Genomic DNA, 26,467 nt, shown 5'->3' with positions numbered 1-26,467 from the left:
CGCACCCCTACTGTCCCCGCCAGCCGGTGACGGGCAACCGGAATTTGCGCACCAGGCGGTCGGTGAACGGCGAGCGGCCCAGCCGCGCCCACTTCACCGGGGTGACGCCGCGCTGCACTTCCAGGCGCCCGCCGGCCGGCACCAGCATTTTGCGGCGACCATCGCAGAACACCAGCGCGTTGTGGCCGTCGCTTTCGACTTCGATCGCAATGGTCGATTCGGGGCTGGTGACCATGGGCCGGGCGAACAGCGCGTGCGCGTTGTTGGGCACCACCAGGATGGCGTCCAGGTCCGGCCAGAGCACCGGTCCACCGGCGGAGAACGCGTAGGCGGTGGATCCGGTGGGGGTCGACACCAGCACCCCGTCGCAGCCGAACGTCGACACCGGCCGGCCATCCACCTCCACGACGACGCCCAGCACGCCCAGCCGCGGGCCCTTCTCCATGCTGGCCTCGTTGAGCGCCCACCCGCTGTCGATGATCTCGCCGTCGGCGCGCACCACGACGTCGAGCGTCATCCGGTCTTCCACCCGGTAGTCGCGGGCGATGATCTTGTCCAGGACCTGGTCGATGGTGTCGGCTTCGGCCTCGGCCAGAAAGCCGATCCGGCCCAGGTTCACGCCCAGTACCGGGATGTCGGCGCTGCGAGCCAGTTCGGCGGCGCGCAGGAAGGTCCCGTCACCGCCGAGAACGAGCACCAGTTCGCAGCCCTCGGCCGCCCCGTTGTCGGGGTCCACCAGGTCGATCGCGACACCGAATTCGCGACCGTCGTCAGAACCCGCGTGCAGCGCGCCCTTGTCGACGGCTTCGGCGGTCAGCACCCGCAGCGCGATGCCGTGTTCGTCAAGCACCTTCTCGACGCGGCGAGCGGTGTCGGTGGCCTCTTCACGACCGCTGTGCACCACCAGCAGCACGGTGCGTTGACGATCTCCACTGGTCATTGCGGACCCCTCGCGACGGCATCCTGCACGGCCGCGCGCAACGCGTCACCGGCCAGCGGCGCGGCGGCGGCACGCAGGTGCAGAAAGTATTCGACGTTGCCGGACGGTCCCGGCAGCGGACTGGCGGTGACGGCGACGGTGCCCCACCCCAGTTCTTCGGCGCGGTGCGCCACCGATAAGACCGCGTCTGCCCGCAGGACCGGGTCGGACACCACACCGCCGGAACCCACCTGTTGTCGTCCGACCTCGAACTGTGGCTTCACCATCGGAACGATATCGGCGTCCGGTGACGCGCAGCCAGTCAGCGCGGGCAACACCGTGGCCAGCGAGATGAACGACAGGTCAGCGACGATCAGCTCCGCGGGCCCGCCGACGGCCTCCACCGTCAGGCCGCGGACGTTGGTGCGTTCGATGACCACCACCCGCGGGTCGGTACGCAGCGACCAGGCCAACTGCCCGTAGCCGACGTCCACGGCGACCACCCGGGCCGCACCCCGATCCAGCAGCACTTCGGTGAATCCGCCCGTCGAGGCACCGGCGTCCAGACACTGTCGGCCGGCCACCGCGATGCCGAAGGTGTCCAGCGCACCGATCAGCTTGTGCGCCCCGCGAGACACCCAGCTGCGTTCACCGTCGTCCAGCACGGCCAGCGCCGCGGTCAGCGCCACGGCGGTGGCCGGCTTGACCGCCGGGATGCCGTCGATGGTGACCTTGCCGGCATCGATCAATTCGGCGGCCTGCTGACGAGACCGCGCCAAACCGCGCCGGACCAGTTCGGCGTCGACGCGAGCACGCCGCGACATGCCTGACTCAGCCCTTCTCTACCGACTCCAGCGCCCGCACCAACACCTGGTGGGCTTCTTCGAGCCGCTGCGCCAAGGCGTTGAGATCGCTGTGGGCCGGCAGGTCGGCCAGCTCCGCTTCCCCCGGTAGCTCGGCCAGCAGTGCCGCGATGCGTGCTCGGACGTCCTCAATCTCACTGTTCATGGGTGCCACTCACGCTAGTCGATACCGCTTAAGGCCACGTGCCGAGCAGGGACCACTGTTGCAGCGCCGCATCCGCGGTGCCATCGGCAGCCGCGACCGTGAACGGGCGCCCGGCCAGCTCGGCGTCGGCCACCGCGGACGCGAGCGCGCGGACCACCGACAGGCCATCGCCGTCGTCTTCCTCGGGTTGCGCAGCGGCGACGGTGACGGTGGTGCCGTCCACCTGTAGGTCCCAATACGGCTGCGGGCCGATCGCCAGCCGGCCGGCGTCGACGTTGAGCGCCCGCAGGTCATGGCCGAGGTAGGTCGGGCGACACTCGGCAACAGCGCCGACGGCGTCACGTGCGGAGCTCACTCCGGTGAGCACCATCAGGCTGGGCAGCCCGGCGGCGTTGGCGGCGGCGATGTCGGTGTCGAGCCGGTCGCCCACCACCAGCGGGGCATAGAACTCGCCGCGGGCCAGTGCAGCAGTCAGCAGCGCCGGGCCCGGTTTACCGGCCACCTGCGGCTCGGCGTCGGTCGCGGCGCGAAGAGCGGCCACCATCGAACCGTTCCCGGGCAGCAGACCGCGCTCCGACGGCAACGTGTTGTCGACGTTCGTCGTCATCCACAGCGCCCCGGCCCGGATCGCCAGAGCCGCCTCGGCCAGGTCGGCCCAGCCCAGCTCGGTGGAGAGGCCCTGGATGACCGCCGCCGGTTCGTCGGAGGCCAGGCGCACCGCCTCCAACCCGACGGCGCCGATCTCGGCGGCCAGCGAGTCGGTGCCCAGCACCAGGACCCGCGCCCCGGCGGGAAGTTGGGCAGCCAGCAGGCCTGCCGCGATCTGGCCGCTGGTGACGACGTCCTCTGCCGTGGCGGTGAAGCCCAGCTGGTTCAGATGTACCGCGACCTCGTCGGCGCCGCGCGACGAATTGTTGGTGATGAACAGCGCTCGGCTCTGCAGCTCGGCCAGGGTCTCGACAGCGCCGTCAGTGGGTTCGCCACCGCGGAACACCGTGCCGTCGAGATCCAGCAGCAGGCAGTCGTATTCCTCGGCCAGCGTGGCGCCGCCACCGAGCTCCGCGATGCGGTCCTCCACATCGGTGATGCCCTCGGTGTCGGCGGCCGCGGCGCGCAGGAACCACTCCAGCGCTTCGCCTTGGCGGCCGAGCGCCACCAGCGTCTCGGCGTGCGCGTAGTGCAGCCGGGCCACTGTCGAGCCGGTCCGGTCGGGGTCCGCCGGCGCCGACGAGAGCACCGTCAGGGCCTGCTCCAACTGGCCCAGGTCGGCGCGAGCACCGGCGGCGACGATCCGCATCTCGTCGGCCTCGTCACCCTCGAGCTGTTCGGCATCCGGGCCGGTGGCCAACTCGATCGCCCGCTGGGGGCGACCCAGGCCGCGTTCGCAGTCGGCGATCAGCGGCAGCAGCGCGGACTTGCTGCCCATCCGCCGGGCCGCCCGCAGCTCGCCCAGCGCCTGCGACCAATCCCCGCACTGATAGGCGGCGATCCCGACGGCTTCGCGGACCGCGGTGATCCGCGTCGACCGGGACCGGGCCGCCTTGGCATGCCGCAGTGCGGCCTCGGGGTCGTCGTCGAGGAGCATCCCGGCAGCGACCAGGTGGCAGGCCACCGCGTCGGCGGTGACCCGGTTGAGCGTGCTCAGTTCCCGGCGCACTTCCGGAGCCAGCTGCTTGGGCTCGACTCCCTCGGGCAGCGGCGGATCGTCGTAGCGTGGGGTGGTCTCCTCGCCGGCAGGTCGCGGAGTTCGCGGCGTACTGTCCTGGTCCCGCCGTGGCCGCGCGGAGCGGTCGTAGTCCCGCGGGGGCCGGGCGGCACCGTCGCGCTCCCGCGCCGGCCGCGAGACGCCGTCGCGGTCCCGAGGTGGCCGCGGGCTGCCATCGCGGTCGCGCGGCGGCTGCGAACGACGATCACGATCCGGTCCCGCGCCCCGCGGTGTCCGGCGCTGATCACCGGCTCCCCGGAACGAACCACCACCGGACTGCCCAGGACGGCTCCCGGATTGCCCGGGCCGGCCTCGTCGCCCGGCATCCCCGGAGCCCCTGCCGCCCCGCGGCCCGTCGCCGCCATTGCCGTGTTCGGCCACCTCGCGCCCTCCGGTCGTAACAGTGCTACGGCAAAAGGATACGGCGAGGATCGCCGACCTCTTGACACGGTCGCATTTACGCGATCTGTTCGCGCAAAACATAGAACATGTGGAAAATGCCTGTGCCCCCCAACTGTTGTTGGGGGGCACAGGACTTTAAATTGTGTTCGGCGGTGTCCTACTTTTCCACCCGTGTGGGCAGTATCATCGGCGCTGACAGGCTTAGCTTCCGGGTTCGGGATGGGACCGGGCGTTTCCCTGTCGCTATTTCCGCCGTAACTCTATTTTCTTGTGTTGGGTGCCGGGGTTGGTTGGCCGGCACCCGGTGTCACCAAAGTGTGTTTGGTGGTGGGGTGTGGGTTTGAAGTTTTTGTGGTGTGGTTGCGGGCAACACATGTGTTTTTTGTGTGTTGGTAAGTTTTCGGCCGGTTAGTGCCAGTTCCCTGCACACCTTGCGGTGCTTCCAGGTCTGGTCTATCGATCCCGTGGTCTGCGGGGGGCCTTATCCCTCTAAAAGGGTGAGAATCCTGGTCTTGGAGTAGGTTTCCCGCTTAGATGCTTTCAGCGGTTATCCTGTCCGAACGTGGCTATCCAGCCGTGCTCCTGGTGGAACAACTGGTATACCAGAGGTTCGTCCGTCCCGGTCCTCTCGTACTAGGGACAGGTTTCCTCAAGATTCTGACGCGCGCGGCGGATAGAGACCGAACTGTCTCACGACGTTCTAAACCCAGCTCGCGTGCCGCTTTAATGGGCGAACAGCCCAACCCTTGGGACCTGCTCCAGCCCCAGGATGCGACGAGCCGACATCGAGGTGCCAAACCATCCCGTCGATATGGACTCTTGGGGAAGATCAGCCTGTTATCCCCGGGGTACCTTTTATCCGTTGAGCGACACCCCTTCCACTCGGGGGTGCCGGATCACTAGTCCCGACTTTCGTCCCTGTTTGACGTGTCAGTCTTACAGTCAAGCTCCCTTGTGCACTTACACTCAACACCTGATTGCCGTCCAGGTTGAGGGAACCTTTGGGCGCCTCCGTTACATTTTAGGAGGCAACCGCCCCAGTTAAACTACCCACCAGGCACTGTCCCTGAACCAGCTTCATGGTTCGAAGTTAGAGGTCCAATACGATCAGAGTGGTATTTCAACAACGACTCCACCCACACTGGCGTGCGGGTTTCACAGTCTCCCACCTATCCTACACAAACCGCATCGAACATCAATACCAAGCTATAGTGAAGGTCCCGGGGTCTTTTCGTCCTGCCGCGCGTAACGAGCATCTTTACTCGTAATGCAATTTCGCCGAGTCTATGGTTGAGACAGTTGAGAAGTCGTTACGCCATTCGTGCAGGTCGGAACTTACCCGACAAGGAATTTCGCTACCTTAGGATGGTTATAGTTACCACCGCCGTTTACTGGGGCTTAAATTCTCAGCTTCACCCCGAAGGGTTAACCGGTCCTCTTAACCTTCCAGCACCGGGCAGGCGTCAGTCCGTATACATCGTCTTGCGACTTCGCACGGACCTGTGTTTTTAGTAAACAGTCGCTTCTCACTGGTTTCTGCGACCCCCTCCCGCTGCCGGCCGTAAAGGCCATGACGGTATGAGGGTCCCCCTTCTCCCGAAGTTACGGGGGTATTTTGCCGAGTTCCTTAACCATAGTTCACTCGTACGCCTTGGTATTCTCTACCTGACCACCTGTGTTGGTTTGGGGTACGGGCCGTGTGTGTGCTCGCTAGAGGCTTTTCTCGGCAGCATAGGATCACCGAATTCGCCGCAATCGGCTATGCATCACCTCTCGGACTCATGAGACCCGGATTTGCCTAGATCTCGTCCTACGGGCTTGCCCCAGTATTACCACTGACTGGTACGGCTACCTTCCTGCGTCACCCCATCGCTTGACTACTACCAGCGAAGGTCCCACGCAGCCCCACAGTCCCCCTCACCCCGAAGGGATCGAAGTAACCATGGTTTTGGGTGGTTAGTACCACTGATTCATCATGGGCGCGCACACACGGGTACGGGAATATCAACCCGTTGTCCATCGACTACGCCTGTCGGCCTCGCCTTAGGTCCCGACTCACCCTGGGAGGACTGGCCTGGCCCAGGAACCCTTGGTCTTTCGGCGGGCAAGGTTCTCACTTGCCTCATCGCTACTCATGCCTGCATTCTCACTCCCACACCCTCCACCACTAGATCACTCTGTGGCTTCACCGGATGCAGGACGCTCCCCTACCCAATACTTGACGTATTGCCGCGGCTTCGGCGGTGTGCTTGAGCCCCGCTACATTATCGGCGCACAATCACTTGACCAGTGAGCTATTACGCACTCTTTCAAGGGTGGCTGCTTCTAAGCCAACCTCCTGGTTGTCTAAGCGACTGCACATCCTTTTCCACTTAGCACACGCTTTGGGGCCTTAGCCGCAAGCGATCTGGGCTGTTTCCCTCTCGACGCACGGAGCTTATCCCCCGCCGTCTCACTGCCACGCTTACACTCACCGGCATTCGGAGTTTGGCTGACGTCAGTAACCTAGTAGGGCCCATCGGCCATCCAGTAGCTCTACCTCCGGTGAGAAACACGCAACGCTGCACCTAAATGCATTTCGGGGAGAACCAGCTATCACGGAGTTTGATTGGCCTTTCACCCCTACCCACAACTCATCCCCTCAGTCTTCAACCTAAGTGGGTTCGGGCCTCCACGCGGTCTTACCCGCGCTTCACCCTGGCCATGGGTAGATCACTCCGCTTCGGGTCCACAACACGCCACTACACCAACCCCAACGGATTGGATACGCCCTATTCAGACTCGCTTTCGCTGCGGCTACCCCACACGGGTTAACCTCGCGACGTGCCGGTGACTCGCAGGCTCATTCTTCAAAAGGCACGCCATCACCCCACCACAAGGGAGGGCTCTGACGGATTGTAGGCACATGGTTTCAGGTACTATTTCACTCCCCTCCCGGGGTACTTTTCACCATTCCCTCACGGTACTAATCCGCTATCGGTCATCGAGTAGTATTCAGGCTTACCGGGTGGTCCCGGCAGATTCACAGCAGATTCCACGGGCCCGCTGCTACTCGGGAAACATCGCAAGGCAGGTATCGGGTTTTCACGTACCGGGCTCTCACCGTCTACGGCAGACCATCCCAGGCCACTTCCGCTAACCACAACACTTTCTCACTGCCCTCCGGCCAGGTAGAACCGGACACAACACTCCCACAACCCCGCACACACAACCCCTACCCGGTATCACATGCATACGGTTTAGCCATCCTCCGCTTTCGCTCGCCACTACTCACGGAATCACATTTTGTTTTCTCTTCCTACGGGTACTGAGATGTTTCACTTCCCCGCGTTACCTCCCCACCAGCTATACATTCACCAGCGGGTGACACGACATCACTCGTGCCGGGTTTCCCCATTCGGACATCCTCGGATCCACGCTCGGTTGGCAGCTCCCCGAGGCATATCGCAGCCTCCCACGTCCTTCATCGGCTCTCGATGCCAAGGCATCCACCATGCGCCCTTAAACACTTACAAACACAAAAACCAAGAAACAAAAATTGCAAAACAAACAAGACACCAGCCTTGCTTGTTAGATGCTCGCAACCACTATCCACAAAACAAACACCACACCCCACCACCAAGATGGAGCGACAACACACCCACCCCCACCAAGGGAGCAACAAACGGGCCTGTTGCCTCAGGACCCAACAGTGTGCCCAGACAAAGCCGGCCGACACCACCCCCGAAGAGGCCGCGCCGGTTGGTGATCAAAGCTGTTGTCGTTCAAATTAATCTGCACCACCGAACAACCCACTACAGGCGCCGGCGAAAAATCTCCCAACCGCATCACCCTCACCCATGTGAGGAACGGGGGAATATGGTGCTCCTTAGAAAGGAGGTGATCCAGCCGCACCTTCCGGTACGGCTACCTTGTTACGACTTCGTCCCAATCGCCGATCCCACCTTCGACGGCTCCCTCCACAAGGGTTAGGCCACCGGCTTCGGGTGTTACCGACTTTCATGACGTGACGGGCGGTGTGTACAAGGCCCGGGAACGTATTCACCGCAGCGTTGCTGATCTGCGATTACTAGCGACTCCGACTTCATGGGGTCGAGTTGCAGACCCCAATCCGAACTGAGACCGGCTTTAAAGGATTCGCTAACCCTCACGGGATCGCAGCCCTTTGTACCGGCCATTGTAGCATGTGTGAAGCCCTGGACATAAGGGGCATGATGACTTGACGTCATCCCCACCTTCCTCCGAGTTGACCCCGGCAGTCTCTCACGAGTCCCCACCATAACGTGCTGGCAACATGAGACAAGGGTTGCGCTCGTTGCGGGACTTAACCCAACATCTCACGACACGAGCTGACGACAGCCATGCACCACCTGCACACAGGCCACAAGGGAACCAACATCTCTGCTGGCGTCCTGTGCATGTCAAACCCAGGTAAGGTTCTTCGCGTTGCATCGAATTAATCCACATGCTCCGCCGCTTGTGCGGGCCCCCGTCAATTCCTTTGAGTTTTAGCCTTGCGGCCGTACTCCCCAGGCGGGGTACTTAATGCGTTAGCTACGGCACGGATCCCTAAAGGAAGGAAACCCACACCTAGTACCCACCGTTTACGGCGTGGACTACCAGGGTATCTAATCCTGTTCGCTCCCCACGCTTTCGCTCCTCAGCGTCAGTTACTGCCCAGAGACCCGCCTTCGCCACCGGTGTTCCTCCTGATATCTGCGCATTCCACCGCTACACCAGGAATTCCAGTCTCCCCTACAGTACTCCAGTCTGCCCGTATCGCCCGCACGCCCACAGTTAAGCTGTGAGTTTTCACGGACAACGTGACAAACCACCTACGAGCTCTTTACGCCCAGTAATTCCGGACAACGCTCGCACCCTACGTATTACCGCGGCTGCTGGCACGTAGTTGGCCGGTGCTTCTTCTGTACCTACCGTCACCCCAAGAAAAATCCCGGAGCTTCGCCGATACTGAAAGAGGTTTACAACCCGAAGGCCGTCATCCCCCACGCGGCGTCGCTGCATCAGGCTTGCGCCCATTGTGCAATATTCCCCACTGCTGCCTCCCGTAGGAGTCTGGGCCGTATCTCAGTCCCAGTGTGGCCGGACACCCTCTCAGGCCGGCTACCCGTCGTCGCCTTGGTAGGCCATTACCCCACCAACAAGCTGATAGGCCGCGGGCCCATCCCACACCGCAAAAGCTTTCCACCACACACCATGAAGCATGCGGTCCTATTCGGTATTAGACCCAGTTTCCCAGGCTTATCCCAAAGTGCAGGGCAGATCACCCACGTGTTACTCACCCGTTCGCCACTCGAGTACCCCCGAAAGGGCCTTTCCGTTCGACTTGCATGTGTTAAGCACGCCGCCAGCGTTCGTCCTGAGCCAGGATCAAACTCTCCAAACAAAAACCAATTTGGAAACAATCCCAAAACATCAGTTCCGAAAAACCGACAAAAAACAACACCACACCCCCAACACGGGGCGCCAGAGGCATGGCAAAAACAACAACAAACAAAAACCACCAAACACACTATTGAGTTCTCAAACAACACGCCCATCTGAACGCGCAGACAACCCGCGGCTAAAAGCCGCGTATTGGCAGTGCGGGCAGACGAAAACCCCCGGAATCGCATCTGAATCTCTGTCGATTCCGCGGGCTTGTCGCGCTCCCCCGGCTTGGCCGTGTCGCGGCGACGTCGATAAAGTTACGCGAGGTGAAACTGGGAGTCAAATCCGCTGCTAGCAGGCCCTTTTCAAGCGGTTCAAGATCAACTCGCACAGCCCACCGGCCTGCCTCCCGGCCTGGTCTAGACCCGTTCGACCCCCGCCACGTTGCGCTTGCCGCGGCGCAGCACCAGCCACCGGCCGTGCAGGAAATGCTCCGGCTGCGGCGTCCATTCCTCGCTGTCGACGCGGACGTTGTTCACTGAGACGCCGCCCTCACCGATAGTGCGCCGGGCCGCGCCCCGACTCGCCGACAGACCGGTCGCGACCAACAGGTCGACAATTCCGTCGGCAGCTCCGGGCTCCAACTGCGCCACCGAGGTCTCCCGTAGTGCCGCGGTCAGGGTGGACTCGTCCAAGCGGGTCAGCTCACCGCGGCCGAACAGCGCCTGGCTGGCCAACTCGACCGCCTCGGTGGCTGCTTCCCCATGCACCAGCGTGGTGAACTCCCGGGCCAACGCGCGCTGGGCGGCACGCTCGTGCGGGCGCTCCGCCGTCGCCTCCTCCAGCGCGGCCAGCTCCTCGGCCGACAGGAAGGTGAACCAGCGCAGGTAGCGGATCACGTCGGCGTCGGCGGTGTTGAAGAAGTACTGGTACCAGGCGTACGGGCTGGTCATCTCCGGATCCAGCCACAGGCTGCCGCCGCCGGTGGACTTGCCGAACTTGGTGCCGTCGGCGGCGGTGACCAGGGGCACGGTCAACGCGTGCACGGTCGCGCCCAGTTTCTGGCGAACCAGCCGGACCCCGGCGATGATGTTGCCCCACTGATCCGAGCCGCCGATCTGCAGCGAACAGCCGTACCGCTGATACAGCTGCACGTAGTCGTTCGCCTGCAACAGCATGTAGCTGAACTCGGTGTAGGAGATGCCCTCGTCGAGTCGGCGCCGGATGGTGTCGCGGTCCAGCATCACGTTGACCGAGAAGTGTTTGCCCACGTCACGCAGGAATTCCACCGCCGACAGCGGCGCGGTCCAGTCCAGGTTGTTCACCACCACCGCGCCGGTCGGGCCGTCGTCGAAGTCGACGAACCGCTCCAGCTGACCGCGGATCCGCTCGGACCACTCGGCCACGGTGTCGGCGGTGTTCAGGGTGCGTTCGCCGCTGTCCCGGGGGTCGCCGATGAGCCCGGTGGCGCCGCCGGCCAGCACGATGGGCCGGTGTCCGGCCCGCTGGAATCGGCGCAACGCCAGCAGCGGCACCAGGTTTCCGGCGTGCAGGCTGGGCGCGGTCGGGTCGAATCCGGCGTACACCGTGATCGGCCCGTTCGTCACGTCGGCAGTCAGGGCGTCCAGGTCAGTCGACTGGGCGATCAGCCCGCGCCAGGTCAGCTCGTCGAGAATCGTCGTCGGCATGGGTCGATTTTCCCGGATCAGTCCGAGGCGCCCGGCGCCGGTGCCCGCGGGCTGCGTCGGTAGACCGAAACCTCGGGCGTCCCGGGCGCCCACAGCCGCCATGGCCGGTCGGCGGCCTGGCTGACGCCCACCCGCGGTCCGGTCAGCGCCGTGAGCGGCCCGCCGAGCCGCAGCCGCACCGGACTGCACGGGTCGAACAAGTCGATCCCGTTGTCTTCCATAGTGATTCCCAACGCGGAACACAGATTCCCCGGACCGCGAGCCAATGCCACGCCCGGCACGGCGTCGCCGCGGCGAACCCGCGCCAGCGACTCCCCCTCGTCCACCACCGCGGCCCGCAGCAGCACCGCGGCGGCCGTCCCGTCCGGGCCGCAGACCACGTTGGCGCAGATGTGCATGCCGTAGCTGCGGTAGGTGTAAAGATGCCCGGGCGGGCCGAACATCACCGTGTTGCGCGCAGTGGGACCGCGGTAGGAATGCGCCGCCGGGTCGGGCCACGGCCCGTCGGGCACACCGCCGTAGGCCTCCACTTCGACGATGGTGGCATTGACGCCGCGACAGGTGAGGGTGGCGCCGAGCAACCGCCGGGCAGCCGCGAGCGGGTCGACGGCAAGCCCGGCAGCACTCACGCTGGAGATTCTGCCGTGAGTCCCCGACCGCCCTTGACAGGGCGTCGTCCCGGGCAGACTATTCATCACATGATGATTTCATCGCGTGATGAATTCTCGGGTTCGGGTCCGGCCATCGCGATCGATCATCTGCGGGTGGTGCGGGGCAAAAGGCCGGTACTGCACGACCTCTCCGTGCAGATCGCCCCGGGCACCATCACCGGCCTGCTCGGGCCATCTGGCTGCGGAAAGACCACGCTGATGCGTTGCATCGTGGGCACTCAACTCATCACCGACGGCCGGGTCGAGGTGCTGGGCAGCCCGGCCGGCTCCCCCGTGCTGCGCCATCGGGTCGGCTACATGCCGCAGCGGGCCACGATCTACGACGACCTGCGGGTGATCGACAACGTGCGGTACTTCGCCGCGCTCGCCGGGGTCGACGCCCGCGACGCGGACGACGCGATCGAATCGGTGGACCTGCAGAAGCACCGCGGCGACTACTGCGCCAACCTGTCCGGTGGGCAGCGCGCCCGCGTCTCGCTGGCCTGCGCATTGGTCGGCCGGCCGGACCTGCTGGTGCTCGACGAGCCGACGATCGGCCTGGACCCGGTGCTGCGCGCCGAGCTCTGGCAGCAGTTCGCGGCGCTGGCCCGGCGCGGCGCCACGTTGCTGGTGTCCAGTCATGTGATGGACGAGGCCGAGCACTGCGGCGATCTGCTGCTGATGCGCGAGGGCTGGCTGCTGGCGCGCACCACCCCGAGGCGACTGCGAGAGGAGACCGGATGTCGAGCGATGGAGGAAGCGTTCCTGTCCATCATCCGGCGCACCACCGCGCCCCGAGCCGGCTGACCGGATTCCTGCAGTTGCGGCCCTTCGTGGCCACCACACTGCGAATCCTGCGCCAGCTCGCCGGTGACCGGCGCAGTGTCGCGATGATTCTGCTGGTGCCCAGCCTGGTCATCACGCTGATGTACTTCATGTTCGGCAACGCCGCGCACCCGCCGGGCACGCCGTCGCCATTCAATGCGGCGTGCCTGGTCATGCTGGGCCTGTTTCCGCTGTTCTTGATGTTCGTCATCACCGCAATCACCATGCAGCGCGAACGCGCCTCGGGAACCCTGGAGCGCATCTTGACCACCCCGCTGCGCCGGGGCGACCTGCTCGCCGCCTACGGAACGGCGTTCTCGGTCGCGGCGGCCGCCCAGGCCAGTCTGGCGTGTGTTGTCGCGTTCTGGCTGCTCGGTTTCCACACCGTGGGCAGCCCGGCCTGGGTGTTCGCGATCGCGATCATCAACGCGGTGCTCGGTGTCGGGCTGGGCCTGCTGTGCAGTGCGTTCGCCCGCACCGAATTTCAGGCCGTGCAGTTCATTCCGCTGGTGATGGTGCCGCAACTGTTGCTGGCCGGGATCATCGTGCCGCGCGCGGCGATGCCCGGGTGGCTGCAGTGGTTGAGCAACGCGATGCCGGCCAGCTATGCACTCGAAGCACTGCAGCAGGTGGGCGCCCACCCGGAACTGACCGGTGTCGCGGTGCGCGACATCGTCATCGTGCTGGCGTTCGCGGTCGCGGCACTGGGATTGGCCGCGGTCACGCTACGGCGACGGACGCCGTGATGGCCATCGCGCCGCACAGCCGTAAACCGGGTCGCCCGTCGGGTGCCTCCGACACCCGCGACAGGATCCTGGCTGCGGCCCGAGAGCTATTCGCCCGCAACGGTTTCGCGAACACCTCCATCCGGGCGGTGGCCGCTCAAGCGGGCGTCGACGCGGCGCTGGTGCACCACTACCACGGCACCAAGCAACAGCTGTTCGCCGCCGCGGTCGCGCTGCCGATCGATCCGATGGTGGTGCTGGGGCCGCTGCGGGAGACACCGGTCGAGCAACTCGGGCGCACCCTGCCCGAACTGCTGCTGCCACTGTGGGATTCGCAGGCCGGCACCGGTCTGATCGCGGCAATGCGGTCGATGCTCACCGGGACCGAGGTGCCGCTGGCCCGATCGTTCTTTCGCGACATCGTGATCGCCGAACTCTCCCCGCGCATCGACGAACCGGCCGGAACCGGAGTACTGCGGGCCGAGTTCGCCGCAAGCCAGTTGATGGGCGTCGTGGTAGCCCGCTACATCGTCGGGCTGGAGCCGATCGCCTCGTTGCCGGCGCAGGAGGTCGTGGCGATGATCGCTCCCACCCTGCAGCGTTATCTCACCGGGGATCTGCCGGGCCCGCCTGGGCAATGAGCAGGGCGTGCTCGTCGTCGCCGACGTCCTCGGCCTCATCGACCAGCAGCACCGGAATGCCGTCGTCGATGCGGTAGGCCCGGTGCAGACGCGGGTTGTAGAGCACCTGGGCGCCGGAACGCTGCACCAACAGCAGCGGGCCGCGGTCGGCCGGGCAGACCAGGATGTCCAACAGGTCGTGGGCGATCATCGCCGGCCACCGGCCAGTTCGGCACGCACCGCGGCCGTCAGCCGCTTGAACTGTCGACTGGTGGCATCGAAGTACCAGGCGTTGCGTCCGGCCTTGGGCATTCCGGCCTCGCGCAGCGCGCCGACGACCGGGCGGTACACCGTGCTCAGCTGCAGGTCCGGCACCACGTGGATGACGTCAGGACCGACGCCGGAGGGAAGAGCTGCCACCGCCTCGCTGAGGTCGGCGGCGGTGATGGTGGCGCCCGGCTGCACCGTCACCGCCGACACCACAAGGTCCGCCCCCTCGGTCGGCACCCGATAGGTCACCGCCAGGTCGACGCCGGTGACAGCACCGAGCGCATCGGTGATGACCACCGGGAACGCGATGCCCCGGTCGGTACGGACGCTGGACGCGCGGCCGCCGACCAGCCAGTAGTCACCGTCGGCGTCGCGCCGGAACAAGAACTCCGTGGAGATCCAGGTGTCGGCCGGCGCGAACACCCCCCGCTTGACCGAGGCCGACGGGTCGATCGGTCCGCGGGGTTTGGCCAGCAGCACACCGACTTCGTCGGTCTCGGCGACCCGCACGAAACCCCGGTCGTCCTCGAGAATCAGGTCGTGGTCGCAGTCGTAGGCGGCCAGCTCCACATCCACCGCACCGGGCAGCGGGCGTCCCTTGCTGCCGACCTTGGCGCCGGACACGTTGGCCAGCACGGCCTGACCGTCCTTGGTGGCGAAGAACTCGACGACGTGGGCCGGCGCGAACGCCTCGGTGACCCGGTTCCACAGGCCGACGGGCATACCGGAACCGATGAACAGCCGGACCGGGTGGTTGCCCTGCAAGACGAAGTTCGGGTCGTCGATGACCTCGCCCAGCATCGCCCAGGTGTAGGACACCACGCTGACGCCGTACTGGCGAATTTCGGCGACGAACCGGTCCGGGTTCAGGCCACGTGACAGCGCGATGCGGGCGCCGCCGACCACCGCACCGCCGAGACTGACCAGCAGCCCGGACTCGTGGTGCAGCGGCGTGAGGCAGTACACCGTGTCGCCTGCGCCCAGGGCCGCCGTCGACGCGGTGCCGAACGCCGAGAGCGCCCAGCGGAAGTTGGTGATCTGCTTGGCCACCAGCTCGCCGGCCGCGTTGCCGAAAGCCACGAATGCCAGGTCGCGGGCGAAGCCCGGGTTCGGCCGGTACCAGCCGGGCAGTTCGACGGCGTCCGGGTCGATCTGCTCCATGTCGACGACGTCGATGTCGGTGGGCAGGTCCAGGTCGCGGGCTTCACCACCGCCGAGCACCAGCACCTGGCAGTCCAGTTCGCGGGCGGCCGCGCCGGCCAGCTCGAGAGTGTCCGGGTCGACGATGATGTCGGAGATGCCGCCCAGGCGAGCCGCGGGCAGCAGGTCTCCGTCGGTGGGCATCAGCACGGCCACCGCGCCCAGCCGGGACAACGCCGCGATCGCGACCAGGGCGCTGGGCCGGGTGGCCATCAGCACGCCGACGTGCACGCCTTGACGCACCCCGACGTCGATCAGGCCGCGGACGACGTTGTCGATGCGCTTGTTGACCGCCTCGTAGGTGTGTACCCGACCGTCGAACAACAGGAATTCGCCGTTGGGTGAGTCGGCGGCCTGCTCATCGATGATGCGGCCCAGCGAGATTCGGGTGTGGTCGTTGATCTGTCCCAGCCGAGCCAGCCGGGGCAGCGTGCGGGCGGTCTCAACCGCCATGGTGCGCACCGATTTCTGCGCCGCCACCATGGCGTCCGCGGCTCCGCGCGCCAGTGTCAACGCGACCTCGGAGGCCTCCCCCAGCCCGTGCGCGATCCGTGACGTCATCGCGACGCCGCGCTTGGCGCCCTCGGATGGCTGCGCGGACATCAGTGCCACTCCTGGTGGCTGCGGGCCCATCCCGGACTGCCACAGCACCCAGCGCGCCACGGTCGGCCAGGTCAGCTCGGCGGCCTTGGAGCCCACCACCAGACCGAAGTGGCCCGCCCGCAGCAGATATTCGAAGACCTTGGCATCCGGCGCGGCGCGGCGGATCCCGCGGACGGCCGCCGGCTGGCCGATGTCGTCGACCTCGCCGACGAATGCCAGCACCGGGCAGGTGATGTCGGCGAGCGTGACCAGTTGACCGTTGATGGCGAAACCACCGGTCATCATCCGGTTGTGGGCGATGAACTGCTTGAGCAGCTCGGAGATCGCCGGACCCGACCAGGCGATCCAGCCCTCGGACTCCAGGAACCGCCGCTGCGCCTCGCGGGGCAGCAGGGCCTCCCGGTCGTGCAGCTGACGCAGGAAGTCCATCCGCGCCTTCGCCGTCTTGAGCGGGTCCATCATCTGAAAGCCGACACGCGCCTGCCATCCCGAGATGTCCAGCCGGTTGAAGACGTGGTCGGCCATGAAACCGGCGACACCGGAGGCCAGGTTGGGCGGCAGGCCCATCGGCAGCGCGGCCAGGGTGTCCACCGGCGAACCGAACGCGATGATGCTGGCGATGTTCTTCGAATGCCGGTATGCCCCGGTCTGATAGGCGAACATGCCGCCCTGGGAGTAGCCGGCCAGGTGCACGTCGCGCCCGGTGGCCTCGGCGACGGTGTCGATGGCCTGGCTCAGGCCGACGATGTGGTCGGCCAGATTGCGGCGCATGCCGCCTTCGATCTGGTCCGGTGAACCGAAGTCGATCACCCACGGGTCCACCCCGGCGTCGTGCAGAATGCCGACCGCGCCCTCATCGTGTGTGACGTCCCACATGTTTGCCGACATCATCATCGGGTGCACCAGCAGCACCGGCGGTCCGGGCTGCGGTTGCCCCGGCCGGTTGTCCGGCGGGAAGTACCGCCGCAGCTTGTACATCGGGGTGCTCTCGACGATCTGGAACGGTGACGGCACCGTTCCGGTCTCCAGGCCGCCCCAGCGCAGCACCTCCAGGCCGTTCTGTGCGGTGGCCATCAGCCACTCGACCGGCCGGGTAATGGCCGACAAGTTCAGATCCACCGCAGCTCCCCTACTTCGCGCTCGATCCTGGAATGACGTGCACATTCTGGCACATCAGCACCGTAGGTCCGGCTGGTTCACCATTCGGCGAGGGGCAGGCAGTACCGTTCCTGCAGTGGCACACCTGCTCGGAGCCGAGGCCCTTCACCTGCGGTACGCCACCGGTGTGGTGTTGGACTCAGTCACCCTTGGGGTGAACGACGGCGCCCGGATCGGGATCGTCGGCCGCAACGGGGACGGAAAATCGTCGCTGCTGCGCCTGCTGGCCGGCGCCGCGACCCCGGATTCGGGCCGCGTCACCCGGCGCAGCGGTCTGCGAGTCGGGTTGCTGGACCAGGCCGACACCCTCGACCCGGACAGCACGTTGGGGGCGTCATTGGTCGGTGAGCAAGCCGACCACGAATGGGCGTCTGACCCACGGATCCGTGACGTGGTCGAGGGCTTGGTCTCCGACATCTCGTGGGACGCAACCATCTCCGAGCTGTCCGGCGGACAGCGCCGACGAGTGCAGTTGGCGGCGTTGCTGATCGGCGAGTGGGATGTGATCTGCCTCGACGAGCCGACCAACCACCTCGACGTGGAGGGGATCACCTGGCTGGCCCGGCATCTTCAGCAGCGCTGGGCCCGCAACAGCGGCGGCCTGCTGGTGGTCACCCACGACCGGTGGTTTCTCGACGAAGTGGCCACCACCACCTGGGAGGTGCACGACCGCATCGTGGAGCCGTTCCAGGGCGGCTACGCGGCTTACGTCCTGCAGCGGGTGGAGCGCGATCGGATGGCCGCGGCCAGTGAGGCCAGGCGGCAGAACCTGTTACGCAAGGAGTTGGCCTGGCTGCGACGTGGGGCACCGGCCCGCACGTCCAAGCCGAAGTTCCGCATCGAGGCGGCCAACGCACTGATCGCCGACGTCCCGCCGCTGCGCAACGACGTCGAGCTGATGAAGCTGGCGACCGCGCGGCTGGGCAAGGACGTCATCGACCTGCTCGATGTGTCGGTGACTTTTGACGGCAAACCGGTGCTGCGCGACGTCGAATGGCGGATCGGCCCCGGTGAGCGCACCGGGATCGTCGGCGCCAACGGTGCTGGGAAATCCACCCTGCTCGGTCTGATCGCCGGCACGGTGGTGCCGGACAGCGGCCGGGTCAAGCGCGGCAAGACGGTGCGACTGGGCATGTTGGACCAGCAGTCGGCGGAGTTGGCGACGCTCGCGCAAGACCGGGTGGCCGACGTGCTGGGCCGGCTGCGCAACGACTATCAGGTCGACGGCAAGGAGATGACGCCCGCGCAGCTGTTGGAGCGGCTCGGGTTCGGCAGCGCTCAGCTGTCGGCGCGGGTGGGCGAGCTCTCCGGCGGGCAGCAGCGGCGGCTGCAGTTGATGCTCACCTTGCTCGCCGAGCCGAACGTGCTGGTGCTCGACGAGCCCACCAACGACGTCGACACCGACATGCTGACCGCGACCGAGGACCTGTTGGACTCCTGGCCGGGCACCTTGATCGTGGTCTCCCATGACCGGTATCTGCTGGAGCGGGTGACCGACAACCAATACGCGATCCTGGACGGGCAACTGCGCCACCTGCCGGGCGGTGTCGACGAATACCTACAGCTGGCCGCCGACGCCCGTCGCGCACCGGTGTCGCGGCCCGTGGCCGCGGCCGCCGATGCCCCCGGGCCGCTGTCCGGAGCGGAACTGCGTGCGGCACAGAAGGATCTGGCCGCCGTCGATCGCCGGCTGGCCCGGCTGGCCGAGCAGATCGAGGCCAAACATCACCAGCTGGCCGACTACGACCAGTCCGATCATGTGGGCCTGGCGGAGCTCACCCGGGAGCTGAGGGCACTCGAGGCCGAGGTGGCCGAGCAGGAGGGCCGTTGGTTGGAGCTCTCGGAGCTCGTGGAGTAACCGCTTTCGTCACATGAGTCCCGCCGGTAACGCGAGAGAAGCATGTGGGCGTTGTCGATTTGGATAGCGCATGCGCTAGCAGTCGGCCGGCGCCGCGGCGGTGATATCGCCGGCGACATCCCTTTTCAACGTCGGTGCATGGTCGGTTGACGGTGCCAATGTGGCAGGTGTGACTTTTCGTCGCGTCAGCGCCGCTCGAAGTGCTGATAATCCACCGGCGACTTCCAGTTGCCGCCCCAACGCCACCCGGCGTCGGTGAAGACGCGGACCGCGGCGTCACCGGCATGCAGCAGGCCCGGCTCGATCCGACGGCGGTCCAGGTACACCTTCGCGTTGCGCGGCTCGAATTTTCCGTGGTCGACCGACGGATTCAGCAGCGGGTTGACGTCGATGGCACGGCCATAGGCGTGTAGCGCCCAGTTGCCGGAGCCCGGGATGCGCCGGCAGTTGAACGCCGAGGTGTTGTTGTCCTCCATCGACAGCTCGTCGTCGCCGCCCCGGTAGTGCGCCACCGGTTGCATCCGCTCGATCGGGAACTCCAGCCGGTAGAGCCGCTCGAATACCTCGATGACCTGCGAAACCAGCTCCTGGTTCACGATCAGTTCGCCGCGGTGCGGCCGGTCGTCGAAGCCGAGGTGGGTCAGCGTGACGCGCCGCAGCTGCGCGGGGGTAACCGGGCAGCCGGGGTGCCAGGTCGGGCCGAGTTCGGCGGCGGTGACGCCGGTGACGGTGGCGGGTTCGGGAGCGACATTCCGCGGCGAGGGTGCTGCCGATGTGGGTGCCGGCGGTGCGCCACCGGTGCACTGCGGCAGCAGCCCGCAGAGCGCGATCGCCGCCATCAGGCGCCACGCGGTCAAGATTCTTCGGCTGCCGTTGATCCATTCACGCTAGCGCAGCGCCAGATCTGCTACTGTCGCCGCTTAGGTAAGGCATACCTAATCTTATTCGACTTACGGGAGACCGCCGTGGCACCGCTCCTCGACTCGTTACCGCTCGTCAGCACCCTGCGCGACGCCCTGTTTCTGTCCGCAACCGTCGGGGAGATCGAACAGCTGACGCCGACGATGCGCCGCATCCGTTTCACCGGTCCGCGCCTGCGGGGCCTGACCTGGACACCGGGCCAGCATGTCCGTCTGCAGGTCGCCGGTCTACTCGATTCCGTGCTGCGGCTGCATCCCCACGACGCACTGCGCAGCTATTCCATCTACGACGCGGATCCCGACGCCGGAACGCTCGACATCGTGATGTGCCAACACGGCTACGACCAAGACGCCGTGACGCCTGCCCGGCGATGGGCGACGGGAGCGGCCCTCGGGGACCACGTCGATTTCACCCGGCCGCAGGGCAACTTCGTCGTACACCGCGACGCTGCCTACCACGTGTTCGTCGGGGAGGAGACGGCGTCGGTCGCGTTCGCCGCAATGCTGCGGTCGCTGCGGCCCGACGCGGAGGTCTACGGCGTCATCGAGGCGGCCACCGAGGCCGACCACCTTCCCCTCACCCGGCCGGTGACCCACGTCGAGCGCGGCGACGCCTCGGCCGCGAACTCCGCCGTCCTCGCTGACGCCCTGCGCGCCCTCGACCTGCCCGACCATCCCGGCGTCGCTTACCTCGCCGGTGAGGCCCGCACCATCCAGACTCTGCGAAAAATCCTGATCACCGAACGTGGCTGGGATCGACGCCGCATCCGTACCAAACCTTTCTGGACGCCCGGCCGTACCGGCATGGAGTGAGCCCGCGATCATGACCACACCCATTTGGATGGCGTTGCCCCCTGAGGTGCACTCCACCCTGCTCAGCAGCGGGGTGGGTGCCGGGACACTGCTGGCAGCTGCCGATGCCTGGACCGCACTGAGCAGCGAATACACCACGGCTGCAGCCGAACTCACGACAATTCTGGGCGCCGTGCAGGCCGGGACGTGGGAGGGCCAGGGCGCGACGCGCTACCTTGCCGCACATGTGCCCTACCTGACCTGGCTGATGCAGGCCGGTGCGAACAGCGCCAGTGCGGCCGCCCAGCTCCAGACTGCGGCCGGCTCCTACACCGCGGCTCTGGCAGCCATGCCGACCGTGGCCGAGCTGGCCGCCAACCGCGCGACGTTGGGCGTCTTGGTGGCGACAAACTTCTTCGGTGTCAACGCGATCCCGATCGCGGTCACCGAGGCGGACTACATCCGGATGTGGCTGCAGGCCGCGACGACCATGAGCGTGTATCAGGCCGTCTCCGCAGCGACCGTGGCATCAACACCGCAGACGGCGCCGGCACCGTCTGTCCTCGAGCCGGGTGTCGGTGAGGCGGGGTCCGCCGCCTTCACCGACCCCATCGAGGAATGGCTGTCGTGGTCCGAGCACTTCAGCAGCATGTACCGCATGCTCAAACAGGTACTTGCCGATCCGCTCGGCACCCTGATTCAGGTCATCATGGATTTTGCGGCCGACCCGGCGGCGGCCGTCACCACCTGGATGCCGTTGTTCTACCTCTTCGCCTACGCGGCAACCTTCGGCGTGATGGGAACGCCGATCTACGCCGCCATCATGGCGCCGGCAGCAGGATCGTCGGCGATCCCGATCGCATTGGGATTGTCCGGGCTCGCCTACCTGGCCCAGGTACCCCCCGCCTTGGAGCTACCGCCCGTGGTCACGCCCCAGAATCTGCCGGCTGCGGTCATGGTTCCGACTCCCCCGGCGTCTGCGCTGTCCACTCCTCCCGCTCCGGCTCCGGCGCCCGCAAGCACGGCCACCGCGCCGGCACCGCCGGTGCCGAATCCGCCTCCGGCTACCGGCGCCCCACCGCTGTACTACGCGGTTGCCGGCGGCGGCCCCGGCGTGGGCTTCGGCCCACCGATGCAGCAGCGGGCCGCGGAGGCGTCACGCCGTTCGAGGAGCGCGAGTGAAGCCGTAGACGCAGCGGCAGTGGCTGCGTCCGGCAGAAAATCCAGGACTCGCAGACGCCGCGGCGCCGAGGTCAAAGCCCGTGGCTATCGCTACGAGTTCATCACCATGGACGACGAGACGCCCGCTGCGCCTGTCCCGGTGCACCAGATGCGGGTCAGCGCATCGGGCAGCGTGACGATCGGATCGACCGGGGCTACGGCGAAGTCTGGACTGGCGGACCCGGCCGGACTCACTACGCTGGCGGAAGATGCATTCGGCAACGGGGCCACCACCCCGATGATGCCGGGAAGCTGGACCAGCCAAAGCACCCGCGAAGAAGGGAACGGATCACAGCATGCCGCTGAAGGCCCCGGTTGAACCCGATGCCGTCCGATCACTGTCCACCGCAATGCGGGAAGGATCGCAAGCGGCACACGACGCTGCCGAGGCCTCGCCGTTTGTGTCAGAACTGATGAGCGGCAAGGTCAACGAACAGGGCTACGTCGACTACTTGTTGCGGTTGCGGAGGGTCTACGCCGCACTGGAGGCCGCGGTGCGGGCGCGACGTGACGACGCACTCGTCGCGTCGGTGTACGACCCTGCGCTGGAACGGCTGTCGGCGATCGAGGCCGACCTGCAGTTCTGGGCCGGGGGGCCCGTCGCGGATGTCGATTCACCCGCCGCGCAGGCCTATTGCGACCGGATTGCGGCCGCCTCGAACAGCGACTTGCTGGCCCACCACTACACGCGCTACCTCGGGGATCTCTCCGGCGGCCAGGCGATCGGACGCGTGCTGGACCGCACGTTCGAGCTCGGCGGCGCCGGCCTGTCGTTCTACGAGTTCCCGGTGCGGGCGAAACCGTACAAGGACGCCTACCGTGCCCGTCTCGACGGGCTCGGCCTGGCGCCCGACGAAATCGCTCGCGTGGTCGATGAGGTCAGGCTCGCGTTCGGCCTGAACCAGGACTTGTTCGACGAGCTGGCCCAGAACCTGGCGTCCTATTACCGCGAATCCTGAGTCCGTCGGTGGGCCCGCGGTCTACGTCACCGGCCGCACCGGCATGGAGTAGCCCACCGAGTCAGGGGCTGTTGGTGCCCACTGTGCCGGGACTACCGGGGGTGCCGTCGGCATGGTTCTGTTGTCCCCCGCCGATAGGGCCCATCACTGGGTCGAGCGGACTATATTTTCTTCCGTGTCGGCGCCAGACACCACGTCTCGACGGGTCAGTACCGACCCGTCGAGACGTGGTGTCTTGGAAGCTGGGTTTCAACTGATCGACGCGGTAGCCCGGGTTTCTGAGGGACTCTGCATCACGGAGCTGGCCCGTGTGACGGACCTACCGAAAACAACCGCGCACCGGCTGGCTCGACAGTTGGTCGAGGTCGGCGCGCTGGAGCGGATCGGCGACCGTTACGTCGTCGGAGACAGCGTGTTGCGGTGGGGCAAAGTCCGGCCCAGCGGCGGCCGACTGTATACGGCCGCGTATCTGCCGGTGCGGCGGCTGGGGCAGCTCAGCGGCGCATTGACCGGCGTGATCGAGGATTCGCCCGACGGCCCGAACGTGGTGGTGCACTACTCGCGTGATGGAGTCCCCTTCACCGTCGATCCGTCGTCGACGCAATGGCACCACACCGCCGTCGCTCGGCTTTTCGCCCTCGGCATCGGCAAAAGCGGCATGGTGGCCTACGATCGCGGCGACGTGATGCCGGGGCTGAGTTGCGTAGCAGTGAGCCTGCGCCTGAAGGACCACATTCCCGCAGCTGTGGCGGCGCTGTACTTCCGGCCGGACCTGCCGCCCGCAGCCGCGTCCATGGCTATCGCCACGGCACGAACCATCCAGCGCAACTGGGCGCTGCCCCACTCGGCCAGCGCCTAGCTGTTCACCCAGCGCCGTTGCCGCACGGTGCGTTCAGCAAGGCCGGCAAGCTGATCGGCAACCCGGTCCGGCGCGGTCCCGCCACGGGCGTCGCGGGATGCCACCGAGCCTTCGACGGTGAGCACCTCGCGCACTTGCGGGGTGAGGTCCGGGCTGATGGCGGCCAGTTCGTCGTCGGTCAGCTCATCCAGACCGACCCCACGCTGCTCGGCTACCTTGACCGCCGCACCGGCTGCCTCGTGTGCGATGCGGAACGGAACACCTTGGCGCACCAGCCATTCGGCGATATCGGTGGCCAGGGTGTAGCCGGCCGGTGCCAGCGCGGCCATCCGCTCGGTGTCGAAGCGCAAGGTGCCGACCAGTCCGGCCATCGCTGGTAGCAGCAGCTCGAGCTGCGCCGCCGAGTCGAACACCGGCTCCTTGTCCTCCTGCAGGTCCCGGTTGTAGGCCAGCGGCTGGCCTTTGAGCGTTGCCAGCAGGCCGGTCAGGTTGCCGATCAGCCGGCCGGACTTGCCGCGGGCCAGCTCGGCGATGTCGGGGTTTTTCTTCTGCGGCATGATCGAGCTGCCGGTCGACCAGGAGTCGTGCAGGACGGCGTAGCCGAATTCCGTTGAACTCCACAGGATGATGTCTTCGGCCAGCCGAGACAGGTCGACGGCGATCATCGCGAACACGAATGCGGCCTCGGCGGCGAAGTCGCGTGCGGCGGTGGCGTCGATCGAGTTGTCCGCGGCCGCGGTGAAGCCGAGTTCGGCGGCAATAGCGTCCGGGTTGAGGCCCAGTGACGACCCGGCCAGCGCGCCGGACCCGTACGGCGAGACCGCGGCGCGGGCGTCGAAGTCGATGATCCGGTCCACGTCGCGCAGCAGCGGGTGGGCGTGGGCCAGCAGGTGATGGGCCAGCAGCACCGGTTGCGCGGACTGTAGGTGCGTCTTTCCCGGCATGATCGCGCTCGGGTGGGCAGCGGCCTGGTGTGCCAGCGCGCCGACCACGTCGAGCACCCCGGCGGCGACGCGACGGACCGCGTCGCGCAGCCACATCCGAAACAGCGTGGCCACCTGGTCGTTTCGCGATCGCCCGGCGCGCAGCCGGCCGCCCAGATCCGCGCCGACCCGGTCGATCAGGCCGCGCTCCAGCGCGCCGTGCACGTCTTCGTCGGTGACCAGCGGTCCGAAGCTGCCGTCGGCGACGTCTTCGCCGAGGCTGTCCAGGCCGGCCAGCAGCCCGTCACGCTGCTCGTCGGTGAGCAGCCCGGCGCCGTGCAGCACCTTCGCGTGCGCCTTGGACGCGGTCACGTCGTAAGGAGCCAGCACCCAGTCGAAGTGGGTGGATTTGCTCAGCGCCGCCAACGCGTCGGAAGGGCCTTCGGCGAACCGTCCGCCCCACAGTGATCCCTCGTTGGTGCTCATGGCATCCCTCCGAGCGCGAGCGTGCGTAAACCCGGCGACACGCTCGGCGAGTCGCCCGGGGACACGCACGCTCGCGGGAAAGGCGTCACCCCAGGTCCCGGCGGGCGGAGATCTTGGAGCTCAACCCGTGGATCTGGACGAAGCCGCGAGCCGCGGTCTGGTCGAAGGTGTCGCCCTCGTCGTAGGTGGCCAGGTTGAAGTCGTACAGCGACTCCGCGCTGCGCCGGCCGTTGACGATGATGCTGCCGCCGTGCAGCACCAGCCGGATGTCACCCGACACGTGCTGCTGGGTGTCCTCGACGAACACCTCTAGGGACCGCTTGAGCGGGCTGAACCACAGGCCGTCATAGGTGAGCTCGCCCCACTTGCGGTCCACACCGCGCTTGTAGCGGCCCAGCTCGCGCTCCAGGGTGACGTGCTCCAGCTCGGTGTGCGCGGTGATCAGCACCATCGCGCCGGGCGCCTCGTAGATCTCGCGGCTCTTGATGCCCACCAGCCGGTCCTCGACCACGTCCAGGCGTCCCACACCCTGCGCGCCGGCACGGGCGTTGAGCTCCTGGATGATCTGCAGCACGCTGAGCGGGCGACCGTCGATGGCCACCGGACGGCCCTTGTCGAAGCTGATGATCAGCTCGTCGGGGGCGTTGAAGTTGACCGTCGGGTCCTCGGTGTAGTCGTAGACGTCCTTGGTGGGGGCGTTCCACAGGTCCTCCAGAAACCCGGTCTCCACCGCGCGGCCCCACACGTTCTGGTCGACGGAGAACGGCGAGCGCTTGGTGACGTTGATCGGGATGTCGTTCTGCTCGGCGAACGCGATGGCCTTCTCCCGGGTCCAGGCGTAGTCGCGGACCGGGGCGATGACGTTCAGTTCGGGCGCCAGCGAGGCGAAGCCGACCTCGAAGCGGACCTGGTCGTTGCCCTTGCCGGTGCAGCCGTGCGCGACGATGGTGCCGCCGTGGCTCCGCGCGGCTTCCACCAGGTGCTTGACGATCAGCGGGCGGCTGATGGCCGAGACCAGCGGGTAGCGGTCCATGTAGAGCGCGTTGGCCTTGATGGTCGGCAGGCAGTACTCGTCGGCGAACTCGTTGCGGGCGTCGACCACGACGGCTTCCACCGCACCGCAGTCCAGGGCACGCTGGCGCACCACCTCCATGTCCTCGCCGCCCTGGCCGAGGTCGATGGCGACGGCGACCACTTCGCGGCCGGTCTCCTTGCCGATCCAGCTGATCGCCACCGAAGTGTCCAGGCCGCCGGAATACGCCAGGATGACGCGTTCGGACATCGA

The 26,467-nt window shown here is 66.5% G+C and carries 19 protein-coding genes and 3 rRNA genes; 8 read left to right on the top strand and 14 right to left on the bottom strand.

What is annotated here, in order from left to right; all coding sequences use genetic code 11:
- Positions 1–7: 7 nt before the first annotated feature.
- The 9 genes from K3U94_RS10485 to K3U94_RS10445 all read right to left on the bottom strand — a co-directional run bounded on the left by K3U94_RS10485 (position 8) and on the right by K3U94_RS10445 (position 11,742).
- Positions 8–940 (bottom strand): NAD kinase, encoded by a 933-nt coding sequence (locus K3U94_RS10485; RefSeq protein WP_047320817.1) that lies wholly within the window; start codon positions 938–940, stop codon positions 8–10.
- A complete protein-coding gene (locus K3U94_RS10480) occupies positions 937–1,743 on the bottom strand; it encodes a TlyA family RNA methyltransferase (protein WP_220696421.1) in 807 nt (268 codons plus the stop codon). Before K3U94_RS10480 ends, K3U94_RS10485 begins: the two co-directional genes overlap by 4 nt.
- 7 nt (positions 1,744–1,750) lie before the next feature.
- Positions 1,751–1,927: a hypothetical protein gene (locus K3U94_RS10475; RefSeq protein ID WP_220696420.1), complete on the bottom strand. Its 177-nt coding sequence runs from the start codon at positions 1,925–1,927 to the stop codon at positions 1,751–1,753.
- Between the two features lie 28 nt (positions 1,928–1,955).
- Positions 1,956–4,013 carry an HAD-IIA family hydrolase gene (locus K3U94_RS10470; protein ID WP_230987536.1) on the bottom strand — a complete coding sequence of 686 codons (2,058 nt, stop codon included), beginning with the start codon at positions 4,011–4,013 and terminating at the stop codon, positions 1,956–1,958.
- A 165-nt stretch (positions 4,014–4,178) separates the two neighbouring features.
- Positions 4,179–4,291 (bottom strand): 5S ribosomal RNA (gene rrf, locus K3U94_RS10465).
- Between the two features lie 131 nt (positions 4,292–4,422).
- Positions 4,423–7,549 (bottom strand): 23S ribosomal RNA (locus K3U94_RS10460).
- 357 nt (positions 7,550–7,906) lie between these two features.
- A 16S ribosomal RNA gene (locus K3U94_RS10455) occupies positions 7,907–9,441 on the bottom strand.
- The 16S, 23S and 5S rRNA genes sit together here, the layout of an rRNA operon.
- A gap of 403 nt (positions 9,442–9,844) precedes the next feature.
- Complete coding sequence (gene tyrS, locus K3U94_RS10450; protein WP_220696418.1) at positions 9,845–11,113, bottom strand: tyrosine--tRNA ligase; 1,269 nt, start codon at positions 11,111–11,113, stop codon at positions 9,845–9,847.
- A 17-nt stretch (positions 11,114–11,130) separates the two neighbouring features.
- Entirely contained in the window at positions 11,131–11,742 is a 612-nt protein-coding gene (locus tag K3U94_RS10445) for a DNA-3-methyladenine glycosylase (RefSeq protein WP_047320970.1), read from the bottom strand.
- 69 nt (positions 11,743–11,811) lie between these two features.
- Here K3U94_RS10445 and K3U94_RS10440 point away from each other — a divergent pair, with 69 nt between their 5' ends.
- The 3 genes from K3U94_RS10440 to K3U94_RS10430 are packed head-to-tail and all read left to right on the top strand — an operon-like array spanning position 11,812 to position 13,954.
- Positions 11,812–12,570, top strand: a complete 759-nt coding sequence (locus K3U94_RS10440; protein WP_220696417.1) for an ABC transporter ATP-binding protein — start codon at positions 11,812–11,814, stop codon at positions 12,568–12,570.
- Entirely contained in the window at positions 12,504–13,334 is an 831-nt protein-coding gene (locus tag K3U94_RS10435) for an ABC transporter permease (protein WP_220696416.1), read from the top strand. The genes K3U94_RS10440 and K3U94_RS10435 overlap by 67 nt, the downstream gene beginning before the upstream one ends.
- Positions 13,334–13,954, top strand: coding sequence for a TetR/AcrR family transcriptional regulator (locus K3U94_RS10430; RefSeq protein ID WP_220696415.1), 621 nt, complete (start codon positions 13,334–13,336; stop codon positions 13,952–13,954). Before K3U94_RS10435 ends, K3U94_RS10430 begins: the two co-directional genes overlap by 1 nt.
- On the opposite strand, the gene K3U94_RS10425 is transcribed toward K3U94_RS10430, so the two are convergent.
- Both K3U94_RS10425 and K3U94_RS10420 read right to left on the bottom strand, forming a co-directional pair.
- On the bottom strand, positions 13,920–14,144 hold the full coding sequence (locus K3U94_RS10425; RefSeq protein ID WP_220696414.1) for a Trm112 family protein: 225 nt from the start codon (positions 14,142–14,144) through the stop codon (positions 13,920–13,922). The two genes, K3U94_RS10430 and K3U94_RS10425, sit on opposite strands and share 35 nt — an antisense overlap.
- On the bottom strand, positions 14,141–17,170 hold the full coding sequence (locus K3U94_RS10420) for an acyl-CoA synthetase (protein WP_220696413.1): 3,030 nt from the start codon (positions 17,168–17,170) through the stop codon (positions 14,141–14,143). Before K3U94_RS10420 ends, K3U94_RS10425 begins: the two co-directional genes overlap by 4 nt.
- Positions 17,171–17,240: 70 nt before the next feature.
- On the opposite strand from K3U94_RS10420, the gene K3U94_RS10415 reads away from it, so the two are divergent.
- The gene (locus K3U94_RS10415) at positions 17,241–19,022 is read left to right on the top strand and encodes an ABC-F family ATP-binding cassette domain-containing protein (RefSeq protein ID WP_220696412.1); all 1,782 of its coding nucleotides are present in this window, start codon (positions 17,241–17,243) and stop codon (positions 19,020–19,022) included.
- A gap of 185 nt (positions 19,023–19,207) precedes the next feature.
- Here the strand turns inward: K3U94_RS10415 and K3U94_RS10410 are convergent, their stop codons facing one another.
- The gene (locus K3U94_RS10410) at positions 19,208–19,861 is read right to left on the bottom strand and encodes a M15 family metallopeptidase (RefSeq protein WP_220696757.1); all 654 of its coding nucleotides are present in this window, start codon (positions 19,859–19,861) and stop codon (positions 19,208–19,210) included.
- A 126-nt stretch (positions 19,862–19,987) separates the two neighbouring features.
- Here K3U94_RS10410 and K3U94_RS10405 point away from each other — a divergent pair, with 126 nt between their 5' ends.
- From K3U94_RS10405 to K3U94_RS10390, 4 genes are all read left to right on the top strand, one after another.
- Positions 19,988–20,755 carry a siderophore-interacting protein gene (locus K3U94_RS10405; RefSeq protein ID WP_220696411.1) on the top strand — a complete coding sequence of 256 codons (768 nt, stop codon included), beginning with the start codon at positions 19,988–19,990 and terminating at the stop codon, positions 20,753–20,755.
- Positions 20,756–20,765: 10 nt separating this feature from the next.
- A complete protein-coding gene (locus K3U94_RS10400) occupies positions 20,766–22,274 on the top strand; it encodes a PPE family protein (RefSeq protein ID WP_220696410.1) in 1,509 nt (502 codons plus the stop codon).
- On the top strand, positions 22,252–22,914 hold the full coding sequence (locus K3U94_RS10395) for a biliverdin-producing heme oxygenase (protein WP_220696409.1): 663 nt from the start codon (positions 22,252–22,254) through the stop codon (positions 22,912–22,914). Before K3U94_RS10400 ends, K3U94_RS10395 begins: the two co-directional genes overlap by 23 nt.
- 112 nt (positions 22,915–23,026) lie before the next feature.
- A complete protein-coding gene (locus K3U94_RS10390) occupies positions 23,027–23,773 on the top strand; it encodes a helix-turn-helix domain-containing protein (protein WP_220696408.1) in 747 nt (248 codons plus the stop codon).
- Here K3U94_RS10390 and argH read toward each other — a convergent pair.
- The gene (argH, locus tag K3U94_RS10385; protein ID WP_220696407.1) at positions 23,770–25,182 is read right to left on the bottom strand and encodes an argininosuccinate lyase; all 1,413 of its coding nucleotides are present in this window, start codon (positions 25,180–25,182) and stop codon (positions 23,770–23,772) included. The genes K3U94_RS10390 and argH overlap by 4 nt on opposite strands.
- Positions 25,183–25,267: 85 nt before the next feature.
- Complete coding sequence (locus K3U94_RS10380; protein WP_220696406.1) at positions 25,268–26,464, bottom strand: argininosuccinate synthase; 1,197 nt, start codon at positions 26,462–26,464, stop codon at positions 25,268–25,270.
- Positions 26,465–26,467 lie beyond the last annotated feature (3 nt).

The organism is Mycolicibacter heraklionensis, assembly GCF_019645815.1.
Lineage (GTDB): Bacteria > Actinomycetota > Actinomycetes > Mycobacteriales > Mycobacteriaceae > Mycobacterium > Mycobacterium heraklionense.
Note: the sequence above shows the minus strand (reverse complement) of the source record. Positions and strands in the feature narration are given on the sequence as shown.